This is a genomic window from Bacillus sp. FSL W8-0223 (assembly GCF_038006805.1).
Lineage (GTDB): Bacteria > Bacillota > Bacilli > Bacillales > DSM-4216 > Bacillus_O > Bacillus_O smithii.
Genome location: NZ_JBBOVX010000001.1, coordinates 1,004,437 through 1,030,599, shown reverse-complemented (window position 1 = coordinate 1,030,599; position 26,163 = coordinate 1,004,437). Strand labels below are relative to the sequence as shown.

Annotated in this window: 22 protein-coding genes; 10 read left to right on the top strand and 12 right to left on the bottom strand. The window is 40.1% G+C overall.

Annotated elements, in window-relative coordinates:
- Positions 1-220 precede the first annotated feature (220 nt).
- Positions 221-1,636 carry a sigma-54 interaction domain-containing protein gene (locus NST81_RS05160; RefSeq protein WP_341028713.1) on the bottom strand — a complete coding sequence of 472 codons (1,416 nt, stop codon included), beginning with the start codon at positions 1,634-1,636 and terminating at the stop codon, positions 221-223.
- Positions 1,637-2,006: 370 nt separating this feature from the next.
- Here NST81_RS05160 and NST81_RS05155 point away from each other — a divergent pair, with 370 nt between their 5' ends.
- Positions 2,007-4,154 (top strand): YhgE/Pip domain-containing protein, encoded by a 2,148-nt coding sequence (locus tag NST81_RS05155; RefSeq protein ID WP_341028712.1) that lies wholly within the window; start codon positions 2,007-2,009, stop codon positions 4,152-4,154.
- Positions 4,155-4,400: 246 nt separating this feature from the next.
- On the opposite strand, the gene asnB is transcribed toward NST81_RS05155, so the two are convergent.
- A complete protein-coding gene (gene asnB, locus NST81_RS05150; RefSeq protein ID WP_048622859.1) occupies positions 4,401-6,251 on the bottom strand; it encodes an asparagine synthase (glutamine-hydrolyzing) in 1,851 nt (616 codons plus the stop codon).
- Between the two features lie 155 nt (positions 6,252-6,406).
- On the opposite strand from asnB, the gene NST81_RS05145 reads away from it, so the two are divergent.
- Positions 6,407-6,967: a DUF2777 family protein gene (locus NST81_RS05145; protein WP_048622858.1), complete on the top strand. Its 561-nt coding sequence runs from the start codon at positions 6,407-6,409 to the stop codon at positions 6,965-6,967.
- Between the two features lie 237 nt (positions 6,968-7,204).
- Here NST81_RS05145 and NST81_RS05140 read toward each other — a convergent pair whose 3' ends face one another.
- The 3 genes from NST81_RS05140 to NST81_RS05130 all read right to left on the bottom strand — a co-directional run bounded on the left by NST81_RS05140 (position 7,205) and on the right by NST81_RS05130 (position 9,888).
- Positions 7,205-7,588 carry a YisL family protein gene (locus NST81_RS05140; RefSeq protein ID WP_048624391.1) on the bottom strand — a complete coding sequence of 128 codons (384 nt, stop codon included), beginning with the start codon at positions 7,586-7,588 and terminating at the stop codon, positions 7,205-7,207.
- A gap of 203 nt (positions 7,589-7,791) precedes the next feature.
- Positions 7,792-8,694, bottom strand: a complete 903-nt coding sequence (locus NST81_RS05135; RefSeq protein ID WP_341028708.1) for a fumarylacetoacetate hydrolase family protein — start codon at positions 8,692-8,694, stop codon at positions 7,792-7,794.
- Positions 8,695-8,721: 27 nt separating this feature from the next.
- Positions 8,722-9,888, bottom strand: coding sequence for a DUF418 domain-containing protein (locus NST81_RS05130; RefSeq protein ID WP_341028706.1), 1,167 nt, complete (start codon positions 9,886-9,888; stop codon positions 8,722-8,724).
- 240 nt (positions 9,889-10,128) lie between these two features.
- Between NST81_RS05130 and NST81_RS05125 the strand changes: the two genes are divergently transcribed.
- The 6 genes from NST81_RS05125 to NST81_RS05100 are packed head-to-tail and all read left to right on the top strand — an operon-like array spanning position 10,129 to position 12,025.
- Entirely contained in the window at positions 10,129-10,350 is a 222-nt protein-coding gene (locus NST81_RS05125; RefSeq protein ID WP_003353720.1) for a spore germination protein, read from the top strand.
- 13 nt (positions 10,351-10,363) lie between these two features.
- Complete coding sequence (locus NST81_RS05120) at positions 10,364-10,591, top strand: spore germination protein GerPB (RefSeq protein WP_048622855.1); 228 nt, start codon at positions 10,364-10,366, stop codon at positions 10,589-10,591.
- Between the two features lie 15 nt (positions 10,592-10,606).
- Entirely contained in the window at positions 10,607-11,227 is a 621-nt protein-coding gene (gene gerPC, locus NST81_RS05115) for a spore germination protein GerPC (protein WP_048622854.1), read from the top strand.
- Positions 11,202-11,381 carry a hypothetical protein gene (locus NST81_RS05110; RefSeq protein ID WP_003353724.1) on the top strand — a complete coding sequence of 60 codons (180 nt, stop codon included), beginning with the start codon at positions 11,202-11,204 and terminating at the stop codon, positions 11,379-11,381. Before gerPC ends, NST81_RS05110 begins: the two co-directional genes overlap by 26 nt.
- Before the next feature lie 7 nt (positions 11,382-11,388).
- A complete protein-coding gene (locus tag NST81_RS05105) occupies positions 11,389-11,805 on the top strand; it encodes a spore germination protein GerPE (RefSeq protein WP_048622853.1) in 417 nt (138 codons plus the stop codon).
- Position 11,806: 1 nt separating this feature from the next.
- Positions 11,807-12,025: a spore germination protein gene (locus NST81_RS05100; protein ID WP_003353726.1), complete on the top strand. Its 219-nt coding sequence runs from the start codon at positions 11,807-11,809 to the stop codon at positions 12,023-12,025.
- An 87-nt stretch (positions 12,026-12,112) separates the two neighbouring features.
- Here the strand turns inward: NST81_RS05100 and addA are convergent, their stop codons facing one another.
- From addA to NST81_RS05080, 4 genes are all read right to left on the bottom strand, one after another.
- Complete coding sequence (gene addA / locus NST81_RS05095) at positions 12,113-15,883, bottom strand: helicase-exonuclease AddAB subunit AddA (protein ID WP_048622852.1); 3,771 nt, start codon at positions 15,881-15,883, stop codon at positions 12,113-12,115.
- Positions 15,883-19,365, bottom strand: coding sequence for a helicase-exonuclease AddAB subunit AddB (gene addB / locus NST81_RS05090; RefSeq protein WP_048622851.1), 3,483 nt, complete (start codon positions 19,363-19,365; stop codon positions 15,883-15,885). The genes addA and addB overlap by 1 nt, the downstream gene beginning before the upstream one ends.
- A gap of 687 nt (positions 19,366-20,052) precedes the next feature.
- On the bottom strand, positions 20,053-20,784 hold the full coding sequence (locus NST81_RS05085; protein WP_048622850.1) for an FUSC family protein: 732 nt from the start codon (positions 20,782-20,784) through the stop codon (positions 20,053-20,055).
- 132 nt (positions 20,785-20,916) lie between these two features.
- A complete protein-coding gene (locus NST81_RS05080; RefSeq protein ID WP_003353731.1) occupies positions 20,917-21,540 on the bottom strand; it encodes a TVP38/TMEM64 family protein in 624 nt (207 codons plus the stop codon).
- A 253-nt stretch (positions 21,541-21,793) separates the two neighbouring features.
- Here NST81_RS05080 and NST81_RS05075 point away from each other — a divergent pair, with 253 nt between their 5' ends.
- On the top strand, positions 21,794-22,186 hold the full coding sequence (locus tag NST81_RS05075; protein WP_341028703.1) for a hypothetical protein: 393 nt from the start codon (positions 21,794-21,796) through the stop codon (positions 22,184-22,186).
- Positions 22,187-22,373: 187 nt separating this feature from the next.
- Here the strand turns inward: NST81_RS05075 and NST81_RS05070 are convergent, their stop codons facing one another.
- Positions 22,374-22,931: a competence protein ComK gene (locus NST81_RS05070; protein WP_327797978.1), complete on the bottom strand. Its 558-nt coding sequence runs from the start codon at positions 22,929-22,931 to the stop codon at positions 22,374-22,376.
- A 192-nt stretch (positions 22,932-23,123) separates the two neighbouring features.
- Between NST81_RS05070 and NST81_RS05065 the strand changes: the two genes are divergently transcribed.
- On the top strand, positions 23,124-23,354 hold the full coding sequence (locus NST81_RS05065; RefSeq protein WP_327804950.1) for an IDEAL domain-containing protein: 231 nt from the start codon (positions 23,124-23,126) through the stop codon (positions 23,352-23,354).
- A gap of 397 nt (positions 23,355-23,751) precedes the next feature.
- Here NST81_RS05065 and NST81_RS05060 read toward each other — a convergent pair whose 3' ends face one another.
- Positions 23,752-25,023: a M48 family metallopeptidase gene (locus NST81_RS05060; protein WP_412677283.1), complete on the bottom strand. Its 1,272-nt coding sequence runs from the start codon at positions 25,021-25,023 to the stop codon at positions 23,752-23,754.
- A gap of 360 nt (positions 25,024-25,383) precedes the next feature.
- The gene (locus tag NST81_RS05055; RefSeq protein ID WP_341028701.1) at positions 25,384-26,049 is read right to left on the bottom strand and encodes an enoyl-CoA hydratase-related protein; all 666 of its coding nucleotides are present in this window, start codon (positions 26,047-26,049) and stop codon (positions 25,384-25,386) included.
- Between the last annotated feature and the right edge of the window lie 114 nt (positions 26,050-26,163).

Here is a 26,163-nt window from a genome sequence, read left to right as displayed (position 1 = left end):
TTTGATTGGGAATTTTTTAGTTCTGATCCTATTCTTTTGTGCAAATTTTTTTCATCCCCACAGATATATTTTGTCGAGCCGATTACACAGGTTTGATGCCGATAAAGACGAACTGTTTTAACTTGTTATATGAACAATAAATTTTTGTAGAAATCAAAATGAAAAAGATCTCGGATAATGTCCTATGAATGTGGAAGTTGCTTACAATCGAGAGAAAGAATTATAAATGTTGATATGGTTTTGCCTTAATTCGATATTTTTTTAGCTTCCTGACAACATTGGATTGGCTGATTCCTAAGAATTCCGCCATTTCGTATGTTGTTTTACATTGCTTAACGGCACGTCTTAGCCACAAAATTTCTACTTCTTCCATTGCTTCTCGTAAAGTTTTCCCTTTCATGTTTTTCAATAATAAAGAATCTGTTTTCTGTGTACGATCCATTTGAATGTCCGATGGTAGATTGTCTGGATGGATGATATTGGTTTCCGAAGTAATCACAAGGCGTTCCATCATATTTTGAAGTTCCCGCACATTTCCCGGCCAGTGGTAATGAATAAGCTTATCAATCGTTGCAGGATGAAGAGATTTTCTCATACGATACTTTTCATTGAATTTTTGCAAGTAGTAATAGGCCAGCATTGCAATATCCTCTTTCCGTTCCCTTAAAGGAGGTATGGTGATCGAGATGACACTTAATCTGTAAAAAAGATCTTGTCGAAACGAGCCATGTTTTATCATTTCCGATAAATTTTGATTGGTTGAAGTAATTAAACGGAAATCGACTTTTTTCGGTCTTACTCCTCCAATTAGAATGACTTCTTTATCTTGAATCACTTTTAACAATTTTGACTGCATAGATAAAGGAATTTCACCGATTTCATCAAGAAATAATGTCCCTTGATCAGCTAGTTCGATTAACCCCGTCTTGCCCTTTTTACTGGCTCCTGTAAAAGAACCAGGTTCATATCCAAACATCTCAGACTCAAATAAAGATTCGGGAATCGCACTGCAGTTTACATCGATAAAAGCTTCATTTGCTCTTTCACTTGCTTGATGAAGTGCACGAGCAAAGTGAGTTTTTCCAACACCGGATTCACCTAAAAAGACAACCGAAGCATCTGTTTTGGCAACACGCTTAATGAGCTGCCAGATTTGCTGGATGGCTTTGCTTTTCAGAATAGTATTGCCTTCGATTTGTTCATTGTCTCGAAGTTCTTGAATTTCCGTTTCATATCTTTCAATCTTTTTTTGTAATTGTTTAAATTTCTCTTTTAATTGTTCGATTTCCGTTAAATCATGTGAAAAGCTGATTACCCGAATAATTTCATTCGATCGATCAAAAATGGGAAGACCGATAGCCATAACAGAACGCCCGGTTTTTGTATTTTGCATGACGCGCACTTCTTTCCTCTCGTTTAAAACTTTTATCGTAACGGAAGGAGAAAAAATATGATCTTCTTCAAGCTGATAAACAGACTTTCCAATTAAATCATCAGTGCTGCTTCCATAAATGGCGTAGTTATTGGGGCTGGCGCGCAGCACAACGCCATTTCCGTCTGTAATCACAATATTATCTTTTGATTTTTTTACAATCGCATCCAGTTCAAGCTCAAGTATTTCGGACTGCATATCCATTAGACAATCTCACCTTTTCAAAACATTTCAATAAATATTGTTAATATTATATAAAATCAGAATATAACGATCAATTTTCAAATGAATTATTTTTATTTCCGTTCCAAATCGTAATCTGTTCAACGGTTTGTGTTTAAAAGCAATTTTTATGTAAACTCACGAGCGATTTGTCAGATAATCTCACATAAAATCGATAAATGTCGTTCATGTGTCGATGAAATACTTTAAAATTTTTATCTCTTCCTCTGTTTTTGAAAAATAGGATTTAATAATTAAAAGAAATTCAGCCGTTTAAAGCATAAGTATTCCCCCGATCAGCCATCCTACATAAAAAAGATGGTTCATATTCCTTCTCAGTTGGTGAAGTTAGATGAATAAAGTCATACAAATATACAGCATGGATATTAAAAATATTGTGAAAAACTGGGCTGCTTCTGTGATCATTTTGGCTCTTATCATTCTTCCTTCTTTTTATGCTTGGTTCAATATTAAGGCGTCTTGGGATCCGTATGGCCATACAAAAGGGATTGCGGTTGCGATAACCAATAATGACAAAGGCACCACATTACAAGGTCGCTATTTGAACGTTGGAAATGAAGTAGTCCAATCACTGAAAAAAAATCAAGCTTTAGGATGGAGATTTGTCGATGAAGAGGAAGCTTTACAAGGGGTAAAAACAGGCCATTATTATGCCAGCCTTATCATTCCTCAAGATTTTTCCGATAAACTCACGTCGATTTTAAAGGAAACACCCGAAAAACCCGTGATCAAGTTTACGGTCAATGAAAAATTGAATGCAATTGCCCCGAAAATGACGAAAACGGGAGCAAGCACGATCGTCGAAAATATAAATGAAGAATTTATCAAAACATCCAGCAAAGCCCTTTTCACCGTTTTTAATCAATTAGGCATAGAATTGGAGAGGGAATTAGGTACAATAGAACATTTAAAGCATTTTCTTTTTTTCTTAGAAGCAAAGCTTCCGGAAATTCATCAAGCGGTGGATACAGCTTATGAAGATGCCGTAAAAGCACAATCGATTGTCCGAAAAGCTCAAAATGCATTGCCGGTTGTTTCCGTGTTGACCAAAGATGGAATGCAGTTTTCTAACGGACTGTCAACCTTTCTCATAACTACTAGAAACACTTTAAAGAAATCCGAACCAACCATAAAGCAGGATTTGATCACGCTAGAGCAAACAGCTATGACGTTGCATGATGTTTACGACACACTTCAAAACCAGCCCATTTCCCTTTCAAAGTTGCAGTCGGATGCCGATCAATTACAGCATCGTTTAGAACGAGGCATCGATTTAATCGACAGTTTGACAAATGTAATGGAAAACATGAATCACCTTGGCCATTCGCAAGAACTGAATCCAATAATCAATAAACTCCAACAAGTCAAGAGTCAGTTTCAAACCGAAATTCGTCTAAGCAATGAAGCGTTGGATCTAGTCAAAAGAGGAGAAAATCCTGGATCTGATCTGTTATCGCGTCTTGATGAGCTCTCTCAACAGTCTTCTGATACTTTATCCAACTTAATGGCGAACTATGATTCTGTCGTAGTTCCCGCTGTTCGAAACGCTATTTCTCGTGCGATCAGGGACAATCAATATGCCGGCCAGTTATTGAAAGAAGCCAACGCAAGCTTGCCGGATGCCTATAAAATAGCAGCCGATGCTTCGAAGGGGATTCATTTTGGGATAGAAGAGATCTCCTTCGCCCAAACACACTTGCCCGAGTCTGAACGAAAGATAAGAGAAATGGCAAACAGAATACGGGATTTTGAGCAAAAACATAATATCCATCAAATCATTCAGCTGTTAAAAAATGATGTGGAAAAAGAAAGTGATTTTTTCAAGAAACCGGTGCTGTTGGAAGAACATCCCCTCTTTCCTATTCCTAATTACGGATCCGGCATGTCCCCCTTTTATACAGTGTTATCATTTTGGGTAGGGGCCATGCTGTTAATATCGTTATTATCCGTTGATGTTACCAGCAGCGAAAACTATAAAAGCTGGCAAGTATATTTTGGCCGCTTGCTTACCTTTTGGACGATTGCCTTGCTGCAATCCCTCGTTGTATCAATCGGAGATTTATATATTCTCCACGTTTTTGTGAAAGAAAAAACGATGTTCGTACTGTTCAGTGTATTCATCGCCTCAATTTTTATTTTCATCGTCTATACATTGGTCTCAATGTTTGGCAATGTCGGGAAGGCATTAGGAATCATATTGCTTGTTTTTCAAATTTCTGCATCAGGCGGAACGTTTCCCATTCAAGTTGCCCCGCCTTTTTTTCAAAAGATCCATCCATTTTTGCCTTTTACTTATGCTATCAGCTTATTGCGGGAATCCGTTGGCGGGATGCTGCCGGATATCGTAAGAAAGGATCTATTCATCTTGTCCATTTACGGTTTGATGATGTTCGTATTCGGAATGACATTGAAAGCTCCTCTATACCGATTAAGCAAAGTCTTTGTTCAAAAAGTCAAACAAAGTCATCTGATCCATTGAACATCGTTCTAAAAAACGATGCCAAAAAATGAATGAATACCGCATGAATCAGGAATCTCTTTCAACCGTTGTTGCCAAAGGATTTCGCTCCAATATCATTTGCAGCATAAACTGAATTTTTTAATTTAGAGAGCACTAGTCGAAGGCTTTTATTCATCATACCGATCTTCATATAGATCCTTTCTTATTTTGGATGCTAAATATATTGAAGGGAGCCTGCCTGAGCCGGGCCCCCTCTATTTTTTGTTATCGATCTACAATTTGAATATGATAATCTTGAAACCAAACATGAATTTGACCGAGATGCGCCAAAAGCTGAGGCCCTGTCATTAATTGGCCGTACCATGGCACTTGAAAAGCCCTTCCTTCTGTTTCAACCAGTTCTTCCAATGTTTTTTTATCCAACAGTTCATGCAAAATGCTCGACCGGTCCTCCAACAGTTGAGAAACCCATTCTTTTACAATTTTTGTATAAACGGGATGATGGGTTTTAGGATACGGGCTCTTTTTACGATAGAGCACTTCTTCAGGTAAAATCCCTTCCAACGCTTTACGAAGTAATCCTTTTTCCCTGTTGCCGTACATTTTCATTTCCCACGGAATATTCCAAACATATTCCACCAAGCGATGATCAGCGTATGGAACCCTTACTTCCAGACTGGCTCCCATACTCATCCGGTCTTTTCTGTCCAAAAGTACCGGCATAAACCAAGTCAAATTCAAATAAAACAATTCCCTTCTTCTCGCATCAATCGAATTTTCCCCTTCTAAAACAGGAACCTCTTTCACCGCTTCTCGATATTGATGGAGCACAAATTCTTTTAAGTTTAATTTTTTCCTCCATTCATCATTTAACAGCTGTTCTCTTTCATTCGTTGCTCTCATCCACGGGAAACCTTCGCGATTAAAATCGTCCGATCGATGAAACCAAGGATATCCTCCGAAAATTTCGTCTGCGCATTCCCCTGATAACCCGACGACAAAACTTTTTTTAATTTCTTGTGAAAACCATAACAAAGAAGAATCAACATCTGCCATTCCCGGAAGATCTCTAGCATGAACGGCAGCCGGCAAATAATTTTTCAACGTTTCCTGTGAGATGACGCAATTATGGTGAATCGTCCCTAAATGGTCGGAAACTAGTTTAATCCATGGACCGTCTGCATTAGGCTGAAAATCATTGGCTTGAAAAAATTGGTCATTCTCTTCATAATCGATGGAATAAGTGTGAAGAGTGCCTTTCCGTTTTTCCTTAAACGAGCGTGAAGCAATGGCCGTGATGGCGCTGGAATCGACTCCCCCTGATAAAAACGTACAAAGCGGTACGTCCGATACGAGTTGGCGAGTGACCGCATCTTGAACGAGGAAGCGTACTTTTTCAATCGTTTCTTCCATTGAATCTTGGTGAATGTCGCTTTTCACGTTCCAATATCGCCAAATGTTCAGCCCTTCTTTTGAGAAAGCCAAAGCGTGCCCCGGCTTTAATTCTTTTATGTTTCGGAAGACACCTGACCCGGGAATTCGTGCAGGACCAAGACCCATCACTTCCGCCAATCCTTCTCTGTCAATTTCCGCTCTCGTATCCGAATGGGCTAAAATCGCTTTTATCTCCGAACCAAAAACGAAGCTTGATCCGATTAAAGTATAAAAGAGCGGCTTAACACCGACACGATCCCTCGCAAGAAACAGCTTCTCCTTCTCATGATCCCATATGGCAAAAGCAAAAATCCCATTTAAGTATTCCAAACAATCTTCTTTCCATTCTACGAAAGAAGTAAGTAATACCTCTGTGTCAGAGTGGCCTTGAAATGCATATCCTTTTGATAAAAGAACTTTTCTGATATCTTCCGTATTATATAACTCGCCATTGTAGATGATCGTGTACGTTCTTTCGTTGTGTGTTTTCGTCATGGGCTGCCTGCCACCATCAGGATCCACCACAATCAACCGTTTATGGCCAAACAATAGATGATCCTGCTGAAAATAATTCGTCTGATCAGGTCCGCGATTTTGCAATGTTTCTGTCATATTCACGATTTGTTCCGTAAAAGGCCTTAAATTTTTTTTGAAATCTGCCCATCCTGTTATCCCGCACATAGTTGAGTGCCTCCTTTGAAAAAATAGAATGGATATTTGCCTAATCATTCTATTCAAAGGACCCGTTATATGTTCATTGTCCTTTTCCATGAATGAAAAGGTAGGAAATTGTCAATAAATGAAAATATCCGTTTAATACGACAGGAGAATCATCAATGGGAAAGTGGGACAGGAATCAGTTGTTGGAACAACAAATCCGGTCTTATCAACAAGGAGTGGTGGAATATATACGTCAAGAATGGATCTTTTTTGATGACGAAAGTGATGAAGCCATCAATTTAGATTTGTTTGAACAAAAAGAAGTGCAGCTTTACCGCCAACAACAATGGATCCATGGAATTCTTACCGGTGACGGTGCCGTTCAAACTGAATCGAAGCTGATTATGCTGCATGATTCCGATCAGCTGAGGATAAAAAAAAGTCTAGTCTATTCGTTGGAATTGCTGTTGGATGAATTAAACGATGACGCCTTTTTGCACTTCCTTTCCGGATTGAACAGCATGCAGTTTTCCATTTATGACTGTATTTATTGCTATAATCACTTGTCCTTTTTAAATCGGAATGACATTCGTCAAGGAACGAATTTTATCATTTTCGATAACGGTGACCAAATATGCTCCGTACACCATCATTTCAGCTATATGGAAAAAAGAAGCGATCGATTTGAATTAACAATCAATACCGGAAAAAGAATTATTTTAGAAAAACTGGAATAAAAAAATCCCGGAATCATTACGAAAACGGGATTTTTTTCTTTCAAACTTCGTTATTCCGTTTACATACGCTAAAAAAGAGATGGAAACTTCGCCTTACTTAACTTGTCCATCTCCATCTTTACAACATAAATGCCGTTATTTCAAAATCGGATCTCTTTAACGCAAACTTTCAAAAAGCAAATATTCTCTTTTCTAAAAGTGGCCGGACATCGTTTGAAAAGATCCATCCGCTCTTTTTTAAGCGAAGAAATGAAAGCCAAGCGGAAGCTTAAATCCAATATAAAATACGGCAATAAAAGCCAAAATCAGAATGATCCAATAAACCGTTGCACTCTTTCCTTTTTTTAAACGAACCAATGTCATTTCCATCATACCAATCACGATCAATCCAACCAACAGTTTTATTCCGTACAGCATTTCATTGATGGCATGATTCTTCATAAACAGGAACAAACCCGTCAGAAAGACAAATACATAAAATAAGCGCAAGATCATATGCGTTATATTCAAACTTTTTTTGTTTTGACCTCTCGACAGTCCAAGAGCAACGAGAAACAATATAATGGCGATGACCCACGTCGTAATATGCAAATGGGTATTATAAAAAAGAACACTTTCCATGAAGATGTTTCCTCCCTCTTTTTCTTTCATCCTTAAAAGGCTAATCATTTTCAAAACGTTCTTTCCATTCATATGGATTTTAGAAGCTTGAAACACCGTTCACCCAGTGGAATTCGTCGGCAACACCATTTGCCAAAGCAGACTTTTCCTAATCACCGTCGCCGTAATCGGTTAAATGTTCGTCGGCTACTTCAAATTCCCTATTACTGCACTTGGTTTCGCAGTGTTCCGATGCCTTCAATGGTAATTTCAACAACGTCTCCGGCCTTTAAGAGTTTCGGAGGTTGAAAACCAAGGCCTACACCAGCAGGAGTTCCCGTCGCGATCACATCTCCGGGTTCCAATGTCATCCCTTTAGAAAGGGTTTCTATTATTTCTTCAATCGAGAAAATAAAATGTCGTGTATTAGACATTTGCCTCACTTCTCCATTCACTCTTGTTTCTATGCCCAAATTGCCTGGATCCGGCACCTCGTCTTTCGTGACAATCCAAGGTCCCATCGGGCATGAACAGTCAAGGCTTTTTCCCAGAAAATATTGTACATGACGCTTTTGCAAATCCCTTGCCGTCACGTCATTAATGATGGTATACCCGAAGACATAATCTAAAGCTTCTTCTTTTTGAATTCCTTTTCCTTTTTTTCCAATAATAACGGCCAATTCACCTTCATAATCAAGGGCTTCCGTCACATCCGTATAAGCAGGAATCGGATGCAAATGGCCAGTGACGGTTGTCGGTGCTTTCGAAAAAACGATCAGATGTTCAGGCACCCCATCTTTTCCACCCAATTCCACCGCATGATCTCGATAGTTTTTTCCAATGCAAATCACATTTTTTAATGGCCGCGGAATGGGTGCCAACAGTTCCACATCTTCCCATTTGAACGCCCACGGACGGTTGCGTTGACCCTGTTCCCAGTTTAATAGAGTATGTACTTTTTGCAAGAAGAGATCTCCTAATCCTAACGCCTCTACAAGCTGTTCAGGAAGATCGGAATAGCCGTTTCTTTGTTCATCCATTTTTTTTACGTCCAAAATCAATTGTTTTTGTTCATCGTAAACGCCATAGCCATCATATTTCCCCGTACGGAAACTGACCCATTTCATGTCCTTCACCCCCATCTATTTTCCCCGTCATGCTGTTTTTCTGCCGTAGACCAGCATTTTCCACACGTTTTCCAAAGGCCCTTGTTGAAATTTGGAGAGCCACATTTCCGATAAAATCAATTGGATGAGATAAAGGGTAAATGCCAGCCACGAGCCGGTGATTAAATCCATTTTACCATATAAAGCTAATCCATAATGGTAAAAAAGCAAAGACCCTATCAAAGATTGAAATAAATAATTCGTCAACGACATTCTTCCCGCCTGTGCGATCCATTTGCTGTATTTCTGGCCGTATGGATTGCGGACAATGATCATGACAGCTAATGCATAAGCAACGGAAAGCAACGGTCCGCCAAGCGAATCTTGCACATATTGATAAGCCATGTTCTGACCAAAAAAGAACGGAAGCAATTTCAAGAAGATTCCTGCTGCCATGAACATAAGCAGCAAAGTAAGATTGAGCTTTTTATGCTTTTCAATCGATTCAACCAAATGAAGTTTTCCGGCCCCCGCCCCTATCAAAAACATAGGAAAAATAGACAAAAGCACCGAAAAAAAATGAGTCGAGCCGTTGACAGAATACCAATCAACGAGACGCTGCTTCGTAATACTCCAAAAAGAACCGGTACTGTATGCTTGAATAGAATGTTGAATGCCGTTCATATCCGACCAAAAAGCAGTGCTTTCAGGATTTATGATCGATGTCATAATCAATAGAATGCTTAAGAATAAATGCGGAATAAGATATAATACGCTGCCAAATATGATTAAGGTACGTCCTCGTCCTTTCATAAACAAAAGCAAAAGAAAGCCGCATACCGAATAATTCAATAAGATATCTCCAGACCAAATAAATACGATATGAAGAATTCCTGCCACCATCAGCACCAACAGACGTTTTGACTCCAGCAAAAAAAAGTTCTGTTTCAATCTTTCTTGCTGCAAAGACATGCTGTATCCGAACAGCATGGCAAACAACGGATAAAAACTCGCTTGGACCAAAACATCGATCCACGCATAATGGGCATAATCGCTCGGGCTATTCCACCAATGATAAGGATCATAATAAAGATAAGGAGAATGAAATGAAATCATGTTGACTAAGAAAATGCCAAGCAGCGATATCCCTCTCATGACATCCAGCGACAATATCCGCTTATTGGGATGAAGCGGCGTTCTATTTTCCTCCCCCATTACCATTCCTCCAAATCATCATTTTCAAACATTCAGGCAATCCGACCAGTTATTTTTTCTATAGGCTTATGTATCACATCTTCCCGACCCCCACATATAATAAAGCAGAACGCGCAGCTTAGCCAGATGCTGAATCCTTGATTCAGACAATAACAGTCATCAAATTCGAATAGTCTATTGATAATCAAACGGTGAACTTATGATCAGAATCAAGACTCTCAAAAAAGGATGTGAACGGCGATGCCAGCTTATGTGGGTGCCGTTCAAGTGATAAATGTCAGCTCGAGTGGCGTCTTTCATATCGGGGATGTCATACAAATTCGCCCCATTTCCAATACGAAAACCTTTTCCGGCGCCGGATCATTCAATACCGGAGACGGCTTGGCCATTTATAACCAATATTCAGCCACTAACACATTGGACAACGATGGAATCGACCAAGGCATAAACTTTAACCTTTAAAGAGGGATTTTTTATGAATATTTACGTCCAACAATCAATTCAAATTCGTATGATCAAAATCGGCAGCCTGACCAATTCATCCGTACTTCAAATCGGTACGCTCGGCTCCAGTCGGTCTATTGCCAATTTATATAATACCGGCGGTTTTACAGAACCGGCCCCCGAATTGTCACAAAACATTCTCAACAAACCATATTCCTCATTGCCCATACTTGTCCCGCTGCAGCCGCCTACTGCGTAATGTTGAGGTGATAAAATGTATAATTACTCTTCTATTTTCCATCAATTATATCAATATATCGGAGAGCAGCATCAAAAAATTGAAGTGCTGAAACGGGAAATACAATCCATTAAAGATCAATTGCAAGACATGAAAAAGAAGCCGGTTATGAACGTGGAAAAAATGGAATATCGATTTGATCAGTTGAAAGTCGATACGTTAGAAGGGACGTTGAATATTGGTATGAATCCCGCAGATACGGCAGAAATGGCTGATATGGCTCTTCCCTTTTCTGACCAATCGGCCCTGCCTCCGCTTGAGTACGCCCAACTGCTTTTAAACACGTATGCTGCCATGAATGAATATATTAATAATGAACTGCCGGACTGGCTCCGCCATCAGGAAGTTCTTCAAAAACGAAAAGTAGAGCCTTCCGTTTACTCAGTCATCAAAACCGATCTTGCTAAACAATTGCCGGAACGTATACAATTTTATATTCAACAGCTCGCTCACCGTCATAAAGACTCTTCTCTCATACAACAAGAGGTGCTCGAAAAAACAAAATTGGATATTCAACAAGCTATTGTCCGCTTTTTAACTGCCATGCCTGACCAGAAAGGTGGAACATTCAATGAACCTCCAAGTCAGCAATCATGAATTAAAAGTTGCCAATATTAAAATTACTGGTGTATCCAGTTCTTCGCTTGTATTAATTGGAGATGCGAACCAAATCCAACTGTTTTCCGCTTTCGATACCCCTCCGGAAGCTTTGATCGTGGGACCTTTTGTTCCATTTTCACCTAGGGGGTAATCGTCTTATGCCAGTCCGATCTTCTGTAGTAGACAATATTCATTTAACGACTCTTCTCTTCAGTTCGGTTTTCAATATCGGCGATGTCGAAAATATCGCATCAAGAGCCAATGTATTGGCCGTTCAGCATACAAAGCAATTTTTCTTTTTAGATGAATATCCTTTTTTATCTTTTCCGATTTTTTCGGAACCTCTTCATTTTCAGCTTGGAGAACCGGGACACTCAGTCCAAACGTTCCATGTAAACCCCGTCATCCATGTTGGAAATCTTTCCATCATCGGAACATCTGCGTCTGCAGTGATTCAAATTGGTTCGCTAGTTAACGGTGTTTTTGATTCAAGAGTAAAACATATTCGTCATATTGAAAACATTGAAAACGTTAAAAACATGGAGACGAAAAATCTTATGCCAAAGGATGTTTGATATGCCGTCTGTAATCGGATCTGCCCAATTCATACACGTGAGCAACGGAGTGGTGCAATTTGGCGATACCGCTTTTATTTCGCCAAAATCAGCCTCAAGAACGTCGGCAGGCGCCGGCGGTTTTAATACCGGACCATTTATCGTGACCTATTCAGGGCTCAGCACGAATCCAACTATAACAACAAGTGTCTTCGACCAGCCTCTTGCTGGAAATAATTGATCATAAAGATACAGCCGGCTAAAAGCCCCTTCTTTTTACGGCTTTCACCCGGCTTATTGATGATCCGTGAAGCAGATGTGGTTCCTTTCATAATCGGTCGTTTATCTCTATAAGACGGCCACCGTCAAAAAAGTATAAATAGGCTTCAGAAAGCGGCCGCTTTAAAATTTGCTCCACCGCTCTTGTATATAAAGCTATTTGAATACGATAGCGATTTTCCAATACTTGAACAACATCCTTCCCGCCTTTTACGAATCGGTCCATTCGATCTGTTTTATAATCCAACAAAACAAGCTGACCATTCTCCTCGAATAAGCAATCAATGATGCCTTGAACTAAAACGGAATCCGCTACATCCTTCCATTTTTCGTTCAATTCCTTCGCTTCTATCGCCATACTAAATGGCACCTCTCGCCAAATTCGATCAGCGCGGATAAGGCGTTTTCCGACAGAAGTTTCAAAGAAACCTAGAATTTCTTCAATATGAATCGCTTCCGCTTGTTCAGCGGTAATCAATTCTTTCTGTCGCAGCTGAGCAACCAATTCAATGATCGATTCCTTCGTTGGAAAAACGCTTAGCGGAATATGCTGCATGACAGCATGCATGGCCGTTCCTATTTCAGCGGGTGTTAATTTTTTTTCTTGCATAAACTTCGGCCGCTCAAAAATAGGTTTTTCATGTCGGCGAATAAGATCGGTACCAGCTGTTTCGTCAGGCATTTCAAATAATCTTTTCAGTTCGGAAACCGATTGTTTAGAACGAAGCCGCACTGAATCAGCAAATGGATATTTCCACTCCAATTGCTTTGTAATCTCTTTTTGAAATGAAGATTCAAATGGAACGATTTTTCCTTTTTCCACCAGTTCAGCCCATCCGTTTTCTTCTTGACTCTCGTTCGTTACTGTTTCTTTAAACTCATCTTTATGGTAAAGATGGACCAACCATTTTGAAGGATGATGCCAAATTTCTTGTATTTCCGAAGGAGAGTCCGTTTCATCTTCATGAAGTAAACATGCGTCTCTATGACGGACAAGCGCCGGACCGATCCAATCCAAATAACAATTGGCATTGGCCCTGTCGTATTCGCTCAATAACCAGTCTGGCCGGCTTAGTGCCTTTTTCCAAGAAGATATGGCCTTTTCGGCATTTTTTAACGTTCCTATTAAATATAACTTTTCTTTCGCACGGGTTAAGGCAACATATAGCACCCGCATTTCCTCAGCTATTGATTCCAACCTTTTTTTTCTTTTAAAGGCCATTTGAATAATCGTTGGATAACTGATTCTTTTTTCAACATTTACATAGCTGCTGGCAAAACCGTACTCTTTGTCCATTAAATACGATTTTTTAAGATCCTCGAAGTTAAACTGTTTGCCAAGACCGGCCACAAAGACGACAGGAAATTCCAGTCCTTTGCTTGCATGTATCGTCATAAGTCGAACGACATCTTCTTGTTCGCTAAGAGCTCGTGCAGCTCCTAAATCGTCCCCGCGTTCATTCATCCGTTCAATAAAGCGCAAAAACCGGAACAGCCCTCGAAACGATGTGCTTTCATATTGGCGAGCGCGATCGTATAATGCCCTTAAATTGGCTTGCCGCTGTTTGCCTCCAGGGAGCCCGCCCACAAATTCATAAAATCCTGTATCACGATATAGCTGCCAGATCAGTTCTGAAAGACTTCCCGTACGTGCCTTCGATCTCCATTTAGGAAGCTCTTTTGCAAATAAACTCACTTTTTCATGGAGTTCTTCTTCAGACGGTTTCGGAACCGCTTGAATAAAGGCTTTTAGTGCATCATAATAGCTTCCTTTTTTAGAATGAAGGCGGATTTTTGCCAATTCATCTTCTGAACAGTTTACGATCGGCGAGCGAAGAACGGAAGCAAGAGGTATATCTTGATAAGGATTGTCGATGACTTTTAAAAGAGACATCATAATAGCGATTTCCGTCGCATTGAAATATCCAGTAGACAAATCGGCATAAACGGGTATTCCGGCCTTTTTAAATTCTTCCATGATCTCTGGCGCCCACGTCATGGACCGCAATAAAATAACGATATCCCGGTATTGGATCGGGCGATGAGTTTGCGTTTTCGGATCAAAAATAGGTTTTCGTTCCAAAATTAATTCCCGGATTTTCCCCGCCATCCATCGCGACTCGATTTGCGATTGCTCCAAATCTTCTTCGTCGAATAAAGCTTGATCCGCATATTCCTCGGTCGAAACAGCGCGTTCCTGTTTTTCTCCTTGGTCCATCAAGACCACTTCTACCGGATATTCTTCCTCTTCAGGATAAGATGAACCTTTAACAAGTTCCGCCTGTTCATCGTATTCAATTTCTCCCACTTTAGCACCCATGATCTGTTTAAAAAGAAAATTCGTTCCTGCAAGGACTTCATACCGGCTGCGAAAATTTTTCGAAAGGTCGATTTTTAGCCCGCTTCCTTCCCCGTCTGCCGTAAACCGGCGGTATTTCTCTAAGAACAGATTTGGTTCTGCCAGTCGGAAACGATAAATAGACTGCTTCACATCTCCAACCATAAACAAATTTCCGTCTGTCTCCGGTCTCTTGGAAACGAGTTGAAGAATGGCTTCTTGAACTAGATTCGTATCTTGATATTCATCCACCAATACTTCTTTGAATCGATGTTGATAATACAAAGCGGCTTCCGAAGGTACTCGCTCGCCATTAGATTCCGATTCCGTCAAAATCGCCAAGCAATAATGTTCCAGGTCGGAGAAATCGACCAGCCCTTTTTCTCTCTTTTTTTCTTGGTAGCGGTTCATAAACGCTTTTACTAAATAAGCCAATGTTTCGACAACGTCTTTCATCTCTTTCAAATCCCGTAAATAGTAGCGAGGATTTCTTGAAAAATAGTCGTCTTTTATCTTTTGTATGATTTTCTTCGCCTGATCCCGTATGTTTTTTGATTCATCCACGAGGGTTTTGTCGTACTCTGATCCTCGGCAGCTTTTTAATCTATCAAAAGTCACGTTTTGAAACTTTTCGTATAAATCTTGCCAAGAATCCTTTGCGGCTAAAAGGCTTTCGACCATCTCCAGATCAATCAAAAAGTTTTCCGCCCGAGGAGCCGGACCACCCGGCCTCTTCGTCAGCTCTAATCCCTCGCGAAGGAGCTGGAAGGCAATTTCCAACTGCAGTCCAATTTCAAATTTCAGTGCCCCTAAAAACGGCAATTCATCTATGGAATCCTCTTCATTCACATCATACATATCGGCTAACTGTTCCAACCATAATTCCGGATTCGGATGAGATTGTGAAAAAAAATACAACTTATTCACTAAATCCTGAAGTTCTGCATCGCTACGGTCGTTGGAAAAAGTTTCAACCAATTGGTAAAAGCGATCGTTTCCTTCTTTTCCGTATTCTTCTTCAAAAAGTTCATCGAGCGCTTCCTCTCGAAGAAGCGTTCCTTCCATATTCTCAACAATCCGAAACGCCGGATCGATATCGATCAAATAGTAAAATTTTTGAATCACTTCTAAGCAAAAAGAATGAAGAGTGGAAATGGACGCTCGGTTCAGAAGGCCTAATTGTTTACGCAAATGCTCTGAATTTGGCTGCTGATTGGCGGCTTCTTCTAAAGCCTGTCCAATTCGATGTTTCATTTCTGCAGCAGAAGCATTTGTAAATGTGACCACCAATAATTCATCCACATCCACCGGATTTTTGCGACTGGTGATTTTTTGGATAATCCGTTCCACCAAGACAGCCGTTTTTCCAGAGCCTGCCGCTGCGGCCACTAATATATCTTGTCCGTCCGCCATGATCGCTTTCCATTGATCGTCTGTCCAACTTACATGATCCGGTTTTAACGGAATTGGATATTTGCCCATCATTGCTCGCCCCTTTCGCGTATCAACTTTAATACATCTTCATCTTTTAGAGGTATGATGATTCGATATCGATTTTCCTCAAAACTTGGGTCAAACTGGCACAGTGAACGGAAAGAACAAAATTCGCAAGGTGTTTTCTTTTTATATTTGTATGGGGCAATATCGATTTTCCCGGAGACAATATCATTGCCGGTCTTTTCATAGAACTTCCGTACATATTTTCTCAGCGATTCAAAATCATTATCAGAAGCTGCTTTTGAACGCGCGTTAAGCGTTCCGTCTTTTTTCAGTCCGGCGGAAATGATGGCCGAATCCCCCGTTTCCAAAGTTTGATCCATCAATCGGACCACGTTCGGATCGCTTAGCACAAGTCCTTTCATTTTGTATTGTTTAAAAATTTCTTCTTCCACCTCGTCCATCGTCAGCATTTTATTCGTTTTCAGCATCGGATTATGGACATGGAAATACAACACTCCGGCAGGCAATGCAGGGGTTCCTATCAACTGTTCCGAATTCGCCAACACAATATCTAAATACGTCAACATTTGAAGAGCAAGACCATAATAAACTTCTGTTAAATCAAGATCCTTGCTGCTGGATTTATAATCAATCACCCTTAAAAATACACTACTGTTTTCTTCCGCTTTATCAACACGATCGATTCTTCCTGCCAGCTCCATTTTGATGCCGTTTTTCAAAGTGAACGTAAAAGGCGGAAGTTCTGCTTTTGGTCCAAATCCTAATTCCAGCCCGATTGGCTCAAACCCGCTTGCCCGTGAATGTTCGCTTAAAATGTAAGAAGCCTTGCTGATAATAGATTCAAGCTTTTTCTTAATATAATGATAGCGGTTCGAACTCAATAAAATTTGATTTTGCAGCTTTGGCGCCAAATATTGAATCGATTCTCTTGCCAATTGCGCACACTGATCTTTCGTCAATGTCTTCCAGCCGAGACCTCTTTTTTTCACTTCATCGGCCATCCATTTTAACGCTCCGTGGAACAGCTCACCGATATCGGGAGCTTCTAAACGGAACACCTCTCGTTCTCGAAGACCGAGCCCGAATCGAGCAAAATGGGAAAACGGACAGCCATGGAAAAGCTCCATTCTCGAAACGCTAGCCAAAATATGGTCTCCGTAAAGCTCTTTGCTTGTTTCCTCTGTTAAATTCTTCGCTTCATTTCGATAAAACAAACTGGACAAAATTCTCCTTGCCTTCCACTTCCAATCTTGGTGGCTCATATAAAAATTGTAGACATCCCACCAAATGGAATACATTGGATAATTCCGTAATTTAAGCTGAATTTGAGACGTTAAATACGAAATAGCCGTCCCCGGATGGGAAATGTAAGACAGTTGATCCTGCTCCTCCAGTTCGGAAGGATCGTTCAACAATAGCTGTTCTTTTATATTCGGATATATTTCCTTCATTCTTTTGATGTAGAGGGAAGGAAGCAAAGCTTTCCCTTCTTCATTAGCGATCGGGTAAGATAGATAAAGTTGTTCAGATGGAGTTGTAAACGCTTTGTAAGCAATAAACTCTTCATTCAGCAACCTGGTTTTGCTCGTTGGTGCAAGCTTCATCCCTAATGAAGCCATCCGTTCCCTCTCTTCATCCGTCAAAATACCTTCCTCTGCCATTTTGGCCGGCAAAACTCCATCGTTCACTCCGACGATAAATGCGGTCTTGATATCCGAAAGACGTGACAATTCCAAATCGGCGATGATGACTTGATCGGCAGATGGTGGAACATTGGTAAATCGCATCGATTCAATGCCCGCTTCGAGGATCGTTGCGAATTTCTTCAGCGTAAAAGGCTGGTCGCCAAGCATCTCTACAAACTCGTCCAGCAATCCAATGATAGCATTCCACGCTTGTTCATGATCACGAGCTGCCAGTAAATCCCCGTTTTCTTCAGCTTCCATACTGAGTCTTTCCAGTTTCGCCGGAATATCCAGTTCCTCAAAATACTTATAAAGCGCCTCGCAAAAATCTCTTCCGTTTTTCGCTTGACGAAACCGTCGATCGAGCCGTAAAACAGGCGTTCGAATCATAGCCCGCAATTCGTTTATTTCTTCCTCTATTGCCCGCTCCTCGTCCGTTTGCGGTGCGTCCGTCAGCTCAAGTCCTCTGTATCTTCTGTAAACCCAGCGTTTTTTTGTTGTCCACAGTTCCCCTTTCACTCCGTGAGCCAAACAATAGTTTTCAAACCGGTCTATTTTTTCTCTTATCTGCTCTGCTTTCATCTTGAAAGGATAAAGAAGCTCTGTTTTGACAGCGCGAAAAACCGGTTCATAACGCCAAAAGCTAGTTAAAATTTCAAGACTGGAACGAATCAATTCAATAAAAGGATGATTTAACATGGTTCTTTTTTGATCAATAAAAAACGGAATCTCGTAGTCATAAAAAATAGTTTCAATCAATTCCTGATAATCTTGTCCGTTTCTGACCAACACTGCTATCTCTTTATAACGATGATGATGTTCACGGACAAGTCTTCGGATTTCTCTTGCCACTCCTTCAATCTCTGCTCTCCTGTTCGCCGCCTCGAAAACAACGGGCGCGCCTTCCCCAATAAACGGCTTGGCCGGCCTTTTGTCAAAAAAGCGTTCCAAATGAATAAGACTCTGTTCCTTGCTGCGAACAAACTCCGTCATCATGATATTTTCTGTCGATATCCCGGAATCGCGGGCCATTTTCCACAAGGAAGCATAAGTTTCGCCAGTCATCCGGAACAAATCCGTTTCTCGCGGAAGTTCTTCTGAATAAGGACGGTCCAGTGTCAGCGCAATCGAAACTTGAGATGCAGCTTTCATCAATTCGTAGATCACCAAGTATTCTTGGGGAGTAAAACTGTGGAATCCATCGATATAAATTTGAGCGTCTTGCAAATACTCCGACTTTTGGATGGACTCCGCCAATAATTGAAAATAATCCTCCGATGCAATATAGCGGTCAACGAGATGATTTTCAAACTCTTCGTAAATCAAGTGGAGATCGTGCAATTTATCAATCAAAAGCTGGGCCTCTCCATTTTCCTCAAACTCCGTTCTCCTGGCCGCAAGTTCATCAGTGCCAACGCAATAGCGTTTCAGTTCAATAAGCGCTTTTTCCACATGCTGAATAAACCCCGATTTGTCTGCTGCTTTAGCAAAAAGCCGCAGATTCTCTTTTCTTTCTTCGATGATTTTTCGAATCAGCATATTTAAACCGGCTGAAGACAAGTGAATCCGAGCGAATCCTCCCGTTTCTTGAAGAACTTTCCATGCAAGACGCGAAAAACTATAAACTTGAGCACGCATCATGCCGTTCAATCCCGGAGTATTCACAAGCGTATATTCGGATAAAAAAGTCATTTGATCAGGGACTATATAAATAATCGGCTTTCCAGATGGATTTTCGATTAATTGGTGAGTAATTTCATCTATTATGAACTTCGTTTTTCCGGTTCCGGAACGTCCTAAAATAAAACGAACAGACATGCGATCACCTCTCCGGTTTTATGGTACCTTGACTGTCATACCCATTATAATACATTAAAAAAACGCCGTATCTCTTTTTGAAATAACCTAATTCTTTGTTTTGTCCGGTCATTGATTCCTGTCATTCGTACCAACATCTATTGTTACCAGAATAACAAACATACGTTCGTATTGTCAAATACAATCTTGTTCTACACATAAATTTCACTTTTAAAGAATTATCCGGTTCGACAAAAAGGAAAGTTTATTAAAGGGGAACCGCAGCTGAATATGGCAGATTTATCTATCACCTTTGCAAAAGTGATCTCGAGTCCTAACCGATCTTATTGTGAGCGGAAAAACAGAACGATTCTCATACGCATACAGTTATTTTGTTATTTTTTGCGCTGCTGGGAATATTGCAGCATGACTGGTACAAAAAGAGGTTGCAAAAAAAAACGGAGCCTGCAGGATCCTGAGGTTTTACGGACGACTAAAATCGTGGATGGAAGAAGGAATCACGAAGGGGTGATAATGAAATAGCCAAACGAAATCAATGCATTTTTGCTCTCTGTTCCTACCAACATAGATTTTATACTCCGGATTATGATCAGATGCTACTATACGATCCACAGTCATGAAACAGCAGTTTAAGCTAAACCTTACTGAGAAATTAAAAGCCGTTGTCAAAGCATGTATCCAGCCGATTCAAAGAGAGGCGGCAAGCGGGTGTTGTTTCAGAACAGAGAGTAGATGCTGTGCATGCCACATAGCCGGAAAGTAAAATTTTTCATTTGAAAGGTTCTCATAATTCTTATGAAATGCAATATTTGCTATTGTTTTTCCGTCATTCCAATTGCGGAGGGAAGACTCCAACAAGAAAAGGGCTCCTGCGTCAAGCCAGACTGCCAAGGATTTCAGTTTATCCGCTAATATTTCAGGCAATTCTTCCACTTCTTTCATTGCTTTTTTTGTTAAATTAGGCGGATGGAAGAATTGTTGCAGCAACAGAGCCACGGCTACCCCAATGATGGAATCTCGGATTCGATCCAATCCATATCCCTCAAGCTTATGCTCAAATGCAAAAACGAGCAGTACGCTTAGTGCAATTTGGTGCAGCATAATGCCATCAGCCCCTAAAAGGAGAGGGATGACAAGACTGACCAGCATGACAATAGCCAATGACCAGGCATTCGCATGCAAAGAAGATGCGAGAATGAAAACAGACGCTGCCCCGATGATCGTTCCGACGATTCGAGCGATTCCAAATTGGATCGTTTTCATGATCGTCGTTTGTAAACAAAGAATGAGTGAAATCGGTCCTAAATAAGGATATTTTGAACCAAATAAAATGGCCGATTCCCATGAAACGGCTGATCCAATCACCATTTTGAGAATCAGGCTTATTTTTTCTGGCATTGTCAGCTTTATTTGCCCCACCTGCATCCCTCCTGATATGTAGCAAATATCAGGAATTAGTTTGGTTTTTCCAACACGATTTATGCAATGACGAAAAGGACCGTCCTCCACTGAAATCCGTTTTCAAGCAGGAGAACAGTCCTTTTTTCTTTTTTATGTACCAGGTTGCTTTCCCTTTTTGTGTTCTTTTTCATTCAATCGCAATTCCAGCCATTTCCCTGCAAGCCAAAGGATAAAAATCACGATCACCACGATCACGGTCCGAAGCGGCTTTTTAATAAGGGAAACGACATCATGGCCAATGAAGCTGATCGTGAATATCATCACCATTTTACCAGCCACTACAGCTATGAAATACTGGTATTTTTTTATATTGGAAAGCCCGGCCACTATATTGATGAGAGCAGACGGCGTAAACGGAAAGCACATCAATAAAAAGAGCGGGCCAAACCCATGTCTTTCCAGCCAGTTCATCAATTTGCTTACCTTCGGATGATTTTTCAGAAAGCGAAGCATTCTTCTTTGCCCGAATTTCCTGATCAATCCAAAAACAAGCAAAGCGCCGGCAACAGCTCCAACCCAGGAAAACAAAAATCCTAACCAGAGACCAAAAGCGTTGGCGTTGGCCATTACAAATAAAAACAGAGGCAAAAACGGAAAAAACGCCTCCATCATGGGAAGCAAAATTCCTGGTATCGGCCCAAATGAACGATATTTTCGGATTAAGTCCATTACGTGTTCAAGTGTAAACCCATTTGTCAGAGTCTCAAAATCCATTTAATTCCTTTTCCTCTCATTCAATCCTCTGTTAACCCCTATCACTATCATTTTTCCACATTCATTATCAAAAATCCGGCAGATTTTCCGGACAAAAAGAAGATGACTTTATTATTTTATCATAACGAGATCATTTATTTTAAACATTTACACCTAAAAAGCATGGAAAAGAGTCATGGCGTGAATACTTGAAATGATGGCTTCATCTCAGTAAAATATATACGAACAAATGTTCTTTTAGGGGAGAGTAAAGATGACAAGGATTCCTCCTGATGACCGTGATGTTTTAGAACAAGCTATTTATTTGCCTATGCTTTTAACCGTTTTAAATAGAGATCTAAAAGTGGTGGAAAAAAGCCCTTTTAAGCTGAGAAATCCTTATATAGATTGGATCGCCCAAACGATAAAAGAGGTACAAAAAGATTTGGCGAACACCCGCAAATATATGCGGGACCGCCGCATGAAAGCGGAAAAAGTCCAATCAGATGATTTATTTACGATGTATGTATTTTTATATAACGGCTATGAAGAGTATCATAATTACTTTAATCCGAGACTTCGCAATAAAGTAGAAGAGTTAATGAAATATTACTTGTTCGAACGATATCATAACCCCTCTAATTCAGCCAATCCATCAAACGGATAAAAACAAACTCTTATTTCGCATAAAGGGAAGATCCATGTTTAAGAAAGATCATGCTGGCAAGAAAGGCCTATTCCTTTACATTTCGCAATGGATCACTCGTCCAACTTTGAGGAATAAACCTTTCCGTCAGCACATGCCTTTTACTTTTAATGGAACAAAGAACAAAGTGTTCCACTCTGGACTTCTTTTACCTGAAATGATAAGGGTGATAGCCTTCTAACGCCATTCTTTTGTCTGCATTCATCCCATATTTTTTTTCAATATGCTGCATTCTTTGTTCAAAACGAATTCTCAGCATGGCAGTACGCATAAACTGTGATTCAAAGGAGCTTCGGGAGATGGGGAGACGAAGTGATTTTCCATTGCTGAAGGTGACAGATGTTTCATAGGCATCAGCTCGGTCATAAGCCGCCACATGTTCGTGGTTGATCCATATGCAGTCGCTTTTTGCAGGAGACAATGTAGGAAACAAATAAATCGCATGAAACGGGTCCACAATGATCGGAGCTTTATGGGTAATGCCGATTAATTGTCGGGTTCCTTCTCTCCTGCCTGAATAAGACGCTCCATAGTACTTGCAGCTTCTTTTGACGACATCGAAAGGCTTCATCGGTGAAATATATTCATCCTCTACTTCCATAATTTCGGAATACACTTTTTGTCCATATTCTGCCGGAAGGATGATCATAGTTAAGGGATTGATCTCGTATTCTAACATCATTTTGTTTTTCTTTTCCTTTTCCATAGCCATTTTCTCCTTTCTTCTTTTTCCATTTTTTGATTAGCATACCATCTTTTCAAATGAATGTCTCATTCCTTTTCAAAAAACACCGATTTTTCATTTTTCAGGTAAAATTTTTCAAAAAATTATAAAATTTCAGTTGAATATTTGTCTCAAATTCCATATAATAAAAAAAAGGCATTCGAGGTGAGCGAAATGGAAAATAAAAGATCTTATACCGAGATGATGAAGTCGAATGGAACGCCACTCAGCCACGAGAATATGATTGATGTTTACATCGATATGCTTTTGAATGAAATCTTGTTGAACAAAGAAAAGAAACAGCTGATGGAAGAAATCGACAAAACATTGGATGCAAGAGATCGAGAATCCTTCCTTGAACTTTCCGCCAAATTGATTGAATTAGAAAAACGCTTTGGTATTTAAAAAGATACTTCTCTACATTAATCCTCACGTAAAACCAACTCATAATCATCATAAGGATTTCCCCGGACAAACGGTAAATATCCCGTATCCTTAACAGATACGGGAACCTTTTTGAGCATTTCCCCCACTTGTTTTTGTAAAAAACCGACATTCCACAATCATTGCGAATAAGAATGCAAGTGTTCATGAATGGATACATGCATGGAAACGAGTCATTAGCCATTCGTTTTTATAGAAAGAGAAACAATAAATCCGGAAAAAATGTAATCCCCTGGGAACCAACAACAAAACCCAAGGGATTAGCGCTTTGTCTATGAAATTCTTTCTTTCCGAATAAGGATGACATTCTACTTCTACTTTTTTGATCATGAACTGCCATTTTTCCGGCTGTCCCAAATTATTTCTGTTTTATTGGATAAGTTTCCACCATATGAATCCGTTCAAGCATCGTAGGATGGGTATAACGAAAAATTTTCACCAGAAGCGGCGGATTCACTTGGCTCAGTCCCGATTTTGTCAATTCCTGAAACGATTCTATGGCTGCTTCCTTATTTTTCGTCATTTCGATTGCATAGCGGTCCGCACGCGTTTCTTCATACCTGGAAGCCAGATTGGAAATAGGACTGGATGCAAACACCAATATGGAAATAATCAACAAGAAGAGCGGCAATGTTCTTAATTGAGAGATCGATTGGATATGGAGCTTTTGGCCATGGCGATCAATCCATCGCGCCATCCATTTGGCTGTAATCCAAAAACCGACGAACGCGAGAAGCAAATAGCCGGCAATGCCAAAATAAATATGCTTTTCAACATAATGGCACATCTCATGAGCCATGATAAACAAAATTTCATTGTCATTCAGCTTTTGAAGAGTCGTATCCCATAAAACAATCCGAGAATGAGAACCTACTCCCGTCACATAAGCATTTAAAGCATGAGTTTTCTCCGACATATCCACTTCATACACATGATTCGCCGGAATATGGGCTTTATCAGCCAATGACAAAATTTTAGATTCCAATTGTTTGTCTTTCATCGGATAAAAGTGGTTATACAAAGGATCAATCCATACCGGCTGTACGTACATTAAAAAAAAGGTAAACGGAACAAATAAGATCCAAGAAGCAAGCCACCATTTTTTTGGAAACCGCTTCATGAGCGCATACAAAATCGTCACTAATACCAACATGATCAAATAATTGACCCAAAAATCGATCACGTTGTCTTTCATCCATCCGCCGAATTCTTGAGCTGAGATATGATAGGTTTTCGAAAAATGATACGACAAATATCGAATGGGAAACATTAATACAAATATGAGGAGAGATAACCAGAATAAATAAACAGCATTCCGAACGAACTGAAATCGGGATGCTTGATTGGCCCATTTTTCAAAAACAGTTGAAACTCCAAAGATGAGAATAAACAAATAAAGAAGCCATTCATAAGGTGTGGACAAAAAGAACAACAAATCCCGAATTTTTGAATATTCCTCGCTTAGAACTAATTCGCGAGAATTTAAAAATGTCGCCGGATCGGCGCTCGTTCCTTTATATATATCCGGTACACTGCTGTTGGCAAATACAAACAAGTAATAATATATGCATAAGCCAAACAATAGATAGGCAGCTATTGCCCACAGACCCCATTTTTTCAACTCTCCCATCCCCCTTTCCTATCTTTGTCCCTTACTATTATGTGTAGTTTGGATTCATTCAAAATAGAACAAGCAATTTCTTTGCACAACTCTTCCCAAATTTTCGTTGTAAAATAGGACAAAAACATTTTACCGTTCCTCTTAACGGAAAGAAGCATGGTTCTTTCAAGAAAAATCCCCCATGATCTATTCATGGGATAATGGTCAAACAAATAATCACTTTCTTGCCTTTCATAAAACAAAAAGCACATGCCCATTACCGCCCAAACACTGGACAGGTTCCATGACGGCGCCATTTCAGACCTATAAGAAAAAGGTAAAACCGCAAGTATGCGATTTTACCAGTTTAATAAAAGAATGGACGATATTTTAAAAAAGATTCGGGTGACCACCGTTTTTCACAGCCGCCTTAATTTTCCGAAGCTCGTCCGCCTTGAAAATGGAAAGTTCTTCTGCGAAGTCCTTCACCCGTTCGAAAAGCTTTTCAGGAGGTGATACCCTTGTCAATAATCCATATGCATAAGCATCATGGGCATTTAAAATTTTAGTTGTTAAAATCAGTTCTAAAGCCTTGCCTTCCCCAATCAGTTTAGGAAGCCTGCGGACAGCTCCTGCATAAGGAATCGTTCCAGGGTGCTTTTGATTAAAGCCAATTTCGGCATGTCTTGAAGCAAAACGGAAATCACATGCGAGAATCAAATCAAAACCTTCATCAAAAGCCGCTCCGTTAATGGCCGCAATAGTTGGCTGAGGAAGTTCCTCCACCTTCAACAGCACTTCTCGGATTTTATTTTGAAATTTTCTTTTCTGTTCATCTGAATAAAGAGCTTCTTCGCCCCAATCGACTCCTGTACAAAAAGCTTGCTCACCTTCTCCTTGTAAAACCACGATGGAAATATCGGTACGCACACGAATTTCATCCAAATATTGCTCCAAATCCTTCAACATCTCTTCATTTAAGGAATTGGATTCTTTAGGACGATTAAAAGTAATGTACGCAATGGAGCCTTCTTGCTCGTATTTAACGAAATCCATCTGATTCGCCTCCAATTCTAGAACATACACAATCTATCTTTCTTTGATTTTTCTTTTTCCAATACCATTTTTATTTTATCGGAAAAAAGGTTCTCATGAAAAGTGTGGACCATT

What these genes read in the sequence shown, in the direction of transcription:
- NST81_RS05100 (WP_003353726.1), top strand. Translation starts at nt 11,807, where the DNA reads ATGCCGTCTGTAATCGGATCTGCCCAATTCATACACGTGAGCAACGGA.
- addB (WP_048622851.1), bottom strand. Translation starts at nt 19,365, where the DNA reads ATGTCTGTTCGTTTTATTTTAGGACGTTCCGGAACCGGAAAAACGAAG.
- NST81_RS05105 (WP_048622853.1), top strand. Translation starts at nt 11,389, where the DNA reads ATGCCAGTCCGATCTTCTGTAGTAGACAATATTCATTTAACGACTCTT.
- NST81_RS05135 (WP_341028708.1), bottom strand. Translation starts at nt 8,694, where the DNA reads ATGAAATGGGTCAGTTTCCGTACGGGGAAATATGATGGCTATGGCGTT.
- NST81_RS05065 (WP_327804950.1), top strand. Translation starts at nt 23,124, where the DNA reads ATGGAAAATAAAAGATCTTATACCGAGATGATGAAGTCGAATGGAACG.
- addA (WP_048622852.1), bottom strand. Translation starts at nt 15,883, where the DNA reads ATGGGCAAATATCCAATTCCGTTAAAACCGGATCATGTAAGTTGGACA.
- NST81_RS05060 (WP_412677283.1), bottom strand. Translation starts at nt 25,023, where the DNA reads ATGGGAGAGTTGAAAAAATGGGGTCTGTGGGCAATAGCTGCCTATCTA.
- NST81_RS05130 (WP_341028706.1), bottom strand. Translation starts at nt 9,888, where the DNA reads ATGGGGGAGGAAAATAGAACGCCGCTTCATCCCAATAAGCGGATATTG.
- NST81_RS05160 (WP_341028713.1), bottom strand. Translation starts at nt 1,636, where the DNA reads ATGGATATGCAGTCCGAAATACTTGAGCTTGAACTGGATGCGATTGTA.
- NST81_RS05070 (WP_327797978.1), bottom strand. Translation starts at nt 22,931, where the DNA reads ATGGAAAAGGAAAAGAAAAACAAAATGATGTTAGAATACGAGATCAAT.
- NST81_RS05110 (WP_003353724.1), top strand. Translation starts at nt 11,202, where the DNA reads ATGAACCTCCAAGTCAGCAATCATGAATTAAAAGTTGCCAATATTAAA.
- NST81_RS05055 (WP_341028701.1), bottom strand. Translation starts at nt 26,049, where the DNA reads ATGGATTTCGTTAAATACGAGCAAGAAGGCTCCATTGCGTACATTACT.
- NST81_RS05140 (WP_048624391.1), bottom strand. Translation starts at nt 7,588, where the DNA reads ATGGAAAGTGTTCTTTTTTATAATACCCATTTGCATATTACGACGTGG.
- NST81_RS05155 (WP_341028712.1), top strand. Translation starts at nt 2,007, where the DNA reads ATGAATAAAGTCATACAAATATACAGCATGGATATTAAAAATATTGTG.
- gerPC (WP_048622854.1), top strand. Translation starts at nt 10,607, where the DNA reads ATGTATAATTACTCTTCTATTTTCCATCAATTATATCAATATATCGGA.
- NST81_RS05075 (WP_341028703.1), top strand. Translation starts at nt 21,794, where the DNA reads ATGACAAGGATTCCTCCTGATGACCGTGATGTTTTAGAACAAGCTATT.
- NST81_RS05145 (WP_048622858.1), top strand. Translation starts at nt 6,407, where the DNA reads ATGGGAAAGTGGGACAGGAATCAGTTGTTGGAACAACAAATCCGGTCT.
- NST81_RS05120 (WP_048622855.1), top strand. Translation starts at nt 10,364, where the DNA reads ATGAATATTTACGTCCAACAATCAATTCAAATTCGTATGATCAAAATC.
- NST81_RS05125 (WP_003353720.1), top strand. Translation starts at nt 10,129, where the DNA reads ATGCCAGCTTATGTGGGTGCCGTTCAAGTGATAAATGTCAGCTCGAGT.
- asnB (WP_048622859.1), bottom strand. Translation starts at nt 6,251, where the DNA reads ATGTGCGGGATAACAGGATGGGCAGATTTCAAAAAAAATTTAAGGCCT.
- NST81_RS05080 (WP_003353731.1), bottom strand. Translation starts at nt 21,540, where the DNA reads ATGGATTTTGAGACTCTGACAAATGGGTTTACACTTGAACACGTAATG.